The organism is Hymenobacter amundsenii, assembly GCF_002204745.1.
Taxonomy (GTDB): domain Bacteria; phylum Bacteroidota; class Bacteroidia; order Cytophagales; family Hymenobacteraceae; genus Hymenobacter; species Hymenobacter amundsenii.
The window spans coordinates 1-2,909 of record NZ_NIRR01000084.1 but is presented as its reverse complement, the minus strand read 5'-3'; the positions used below and the strand labels follow the sequence as shown (position 1 = coordinate 2,909).

Sequence of the window (2,909 nt, the reverse complement as noted above, 5' to 3'; positions counted from 1 at the left end):
GACGCCGCGTATGCCGCGGCCGTACACGACATTGACTTACAGGTTATTGCCAAGCCCGAAGGCCAGACCGGCTTTGTGCTGCTGCCTCGCCGCTGGGTCATCGAGCGCAGCTTCGGCTGGGCGGCCCGTTTCCGGCGTCTGGCCCGCGACTACGAACGGCTGGCCCTGACCATGCACCAATTCCACTTCCTGGCCTTCGCTACACTCTTACTAGCAAAAGGCGTTTTTCGCGCCACCAGTCCATAACAGGCTCTAGACCACCTCAAACTGCCCGTAGAGCTGGGCGGTGACTTTAATGCCTTTTTACCTCAATTCACCCTTTTTGCGTAAGTCCTAGTGAAATAAGCGCCGGGAACTGCCCTGCCTACGTGATTTCTTGGGCGCGGCCCGCGCTGCCAGCTTCCTGATTACCTTGGGCACCGGCTCCGGCCACGATACCATTGCCTACATCCTCGACCACCTCGACCTGCGCCGCTACTTCGATGTGGTGGTGGGCAAGGACGATGTGCCGAAAGTCAAACCCCACCCCGATATCTACACCGTTACGGCCCAAAAACTCGGCATTCCGCCCGAGCAGTGCCTGGTGTTCGAGGACGCCCTGCTGGGCGAGCAGGCAGCTTACCGGGCCGGTATGCGCTGTATCGGCGTCCGCACCATTCTCGAAGCCACCGACTTCCAGGCCCCGCTCACCGTCATCCCCGACTTCACCCACCTCACGCCCGAGCGCGTACTGGAACTGCTACAGGAGCATCTCGAAGCCCCAAAACCCGACAAGCAGCTGGCCAAGCGCCAGTACATGCGGGGGTAAGCTGACCGGATAATAACAGCAGCCTAAAGCCTAATGTTTTCCATTCAAACTAGGGGCTTAGGAAGCAAACTCGTTTAGAGGGGTTGTTGACGAATTAATCTAAGGAGCAATTTGTACAGGTCCTCGTAACGATGATTGAAGCGAAATTCGGACTCTTTCAGATGCAGCAAAAAGGTGTGCTTGGGCACGCCCCTGAACTGCTGGAGACGGGCTTTGGCGAAACTCCAGAAGGACTCGATACCGTTGATGTGCGAAGCGCCGCCCACGAATTCATCCTGGCCGTGGCGCACGCGGAAATGGCGGTCAAAGCCCACGTCCACCAGCCCATCATATCCGCGCCAGCCGTCGGTGTTAACCATCGCGGCCACGTCGATTTTGCCGCGTATAATGGCCTGCAAAGTCTTTTTCGAGCAGTCGGGCACGATTTCCGTGTACACCTGCCCACCGCGTTTGAACAGGCCGAAGACAATGGTTTTGCCGCTGGCCCCGCGGCCCCGTTTGCCGCGCACCCGGCGCGGACCGAAGTAGCGCTCGTCGAGTTCGACCGCCCCGTCGAGTTCGGCCGGCACGGGGCTCCAGGCTAGGAGCCGGTGGCGCAGCAGCAGGTAAATGTCATTGACAGCCCGCACGCTCAGGCCCGTGAGTCGGGCCGTATCCGAGGCCGTCAAATCCAACGCAAATAGGCGCAACAAGTAGCGAAATTTGACTTCTGAAATTTTGCTGCACTTATAGTAGCGGTTAGCTGGTTGCATAACAGTAAGTTATGCCCCATTTCCTGAATTTTGCTTCCTAAGCCCCAAAACTATTACCCATCAGATATTTGATACAGACTCTTGCCTTTTTGCACCACGTATAAAATCGTAGGTAATCCGACCCGCCGTAACTTCAGGATCACTACGCCCATATGGTCGGCCACGACCAAAAGGACCGGCCCCCAGCCCTTATACGACGGCCCCAGATGGTGTGTCCTTTAGCTTATAAATGGCGGCTTTGAGATTGAGTGCGAATATCAGCGACGAGGATAGCGCGAGGCGGGCTACCCTCGCTATGGCAACTTGGGTCGCCATCTTAACAAGAGCTGATTTAGTCCAGCTGCAAGCGTACAGTGCCCATGCTGGTGTGCACTAAGTACACCCCCGCTGGCATCCCGACCGGCCGTACTAGCTGCACTGTACCAGCCGCATCGGCCTCAGCCTTGAGCACGAGCTGCCCCCGTATATTGAAGACTTGTACGATTTCCCCGGCTGCCGCGCCCGTTAGTGTGGCCACCGCCGACATGGGATTAGGGCTGAGCATCGGCGCTACGGCGGGCGAACGACCCGATGTTACGGCCAAAGGAACGGCAGTACCATAGTAAGCTAATCTGGTGGCGGCCTTCCCACCAGCCAGCGTAAATAGCCCCCCCACATACATATCCGTCCCGCGAAAGGCCAGGCAATTAATTGTTTCGTTGGTCCCGTTGGCCACGCCCATACCCAGGCTGCTCCAACTCGTACCGTCCCATTCAGCAGCATTGTTGGCCACCACCCCACCAATCTGCGTGAACCGTCCGCCCACGTACAAGGCGGCTCCACTTATGGCTACGGCATGAACCGCATCGATAACCCTACCAGCCGGGCCCGTGCCCAAACTGCTCCAACCCGTACCGTCCCACTTGGCAATGTTGTTGGCCGCTACCCCGCCGGCTTGCGTGAACTGTCCGCCCACATACATGTCCGACCCGCGTACGGCAAGGGCATGAACCTCTTCGTAAGGCACTCCATGAATCCCATTAGCTGGGCCCGTGCCCAAACTGCTCCAGTTTTCCCCGTCCCACTTGGCAATGTTGTTAGACGCCACCCCGCCTGCTTGCGTGAACCGTCCGCCCACATACATGTCCGACCCGCGTACGGCAAGGGCGTAAACCACACTGTAAACTGCATCATGAACTCCATTAGCCGGGCCCGTGCCCAAACTGCTCCAGTTTTCCCCGTCCCACTTAGCGATGTTGTTAGCCATTACTTGAGGTGGTCTAGGCAAGACGGACAGAAGAAGGACGTATATTTCTTCTGTTATGGCAACAAAATCAAGCGGGACGTCGCCCGACAAACGGCGTAAATAC

4 protein-coding genes are annotated in these 2,909 nt (G+C 57.6%); 2 read left to right on the top strand and 2 right to left on the bottom strand.

Features of this window, described 5'->3' with window-relative positions; translation table 11 throughout:
• Both CDA63_RS21690 and CDA63_RS19940 read left to right on the top strand, forming a co-directional pair.
• The coding region (locus CDA63_RS21690; protein WP_394335394.1) for a transposase at positions 1-246 on the top strand (246 nt) is incomplete at its 5' end.
• A 130-nt stretch (positions 247-376) separates the two neighbouring features.
• On the top strand, positions 377-808 hold the full coding sequence (locus CDA63_RS19940) for an HAD family hydrolase (RefSeq protein WP_165768422.1): 432 nt from the start codon (positions 377-379) through the stop codon (positions 806-808).
• A gap of 74 nt (positions 809-882) precedes the next feature.
• On the opposite strand, the gene CDA63_RS19935 is transcribed toward CDA63_RS19940, so the two are convergent.
• Positions 883-1,560, bottom strand: coding sequence for an IS1595 family transposase (locus tag CDA63_RS19935; protein ID WP_088466208.1), 678 nt, complete (start codon positions 1,558-1,560; stop codon positions 883-885).
• A gap of 331 nt (positions 1,561-1,891) precedes the next feature.
• A complete protein-coding gene (locus tag CDA63_RS19930; RefSeq protein ID WP_165768421.1) occupies positions 1,892-2,716 on the bottom strand; it encodes a T9SS type A sorting domain-containing protein in 825 nt (274 codons plus the stop codon).
• Between the last annotated feature and the right edge of the window lie 193 nt (positions 2,717-2,909).

Excerpts from the sequence above, each read along its gene's own strand:
- CDA63_RS19935 (WP_088466208.1), bottom strand. The coding sequence starts at position 1,560 with ATGCAACCAGCTAACCGCTACTATAAGTGCAGCAAAATTTCAGAAGTC.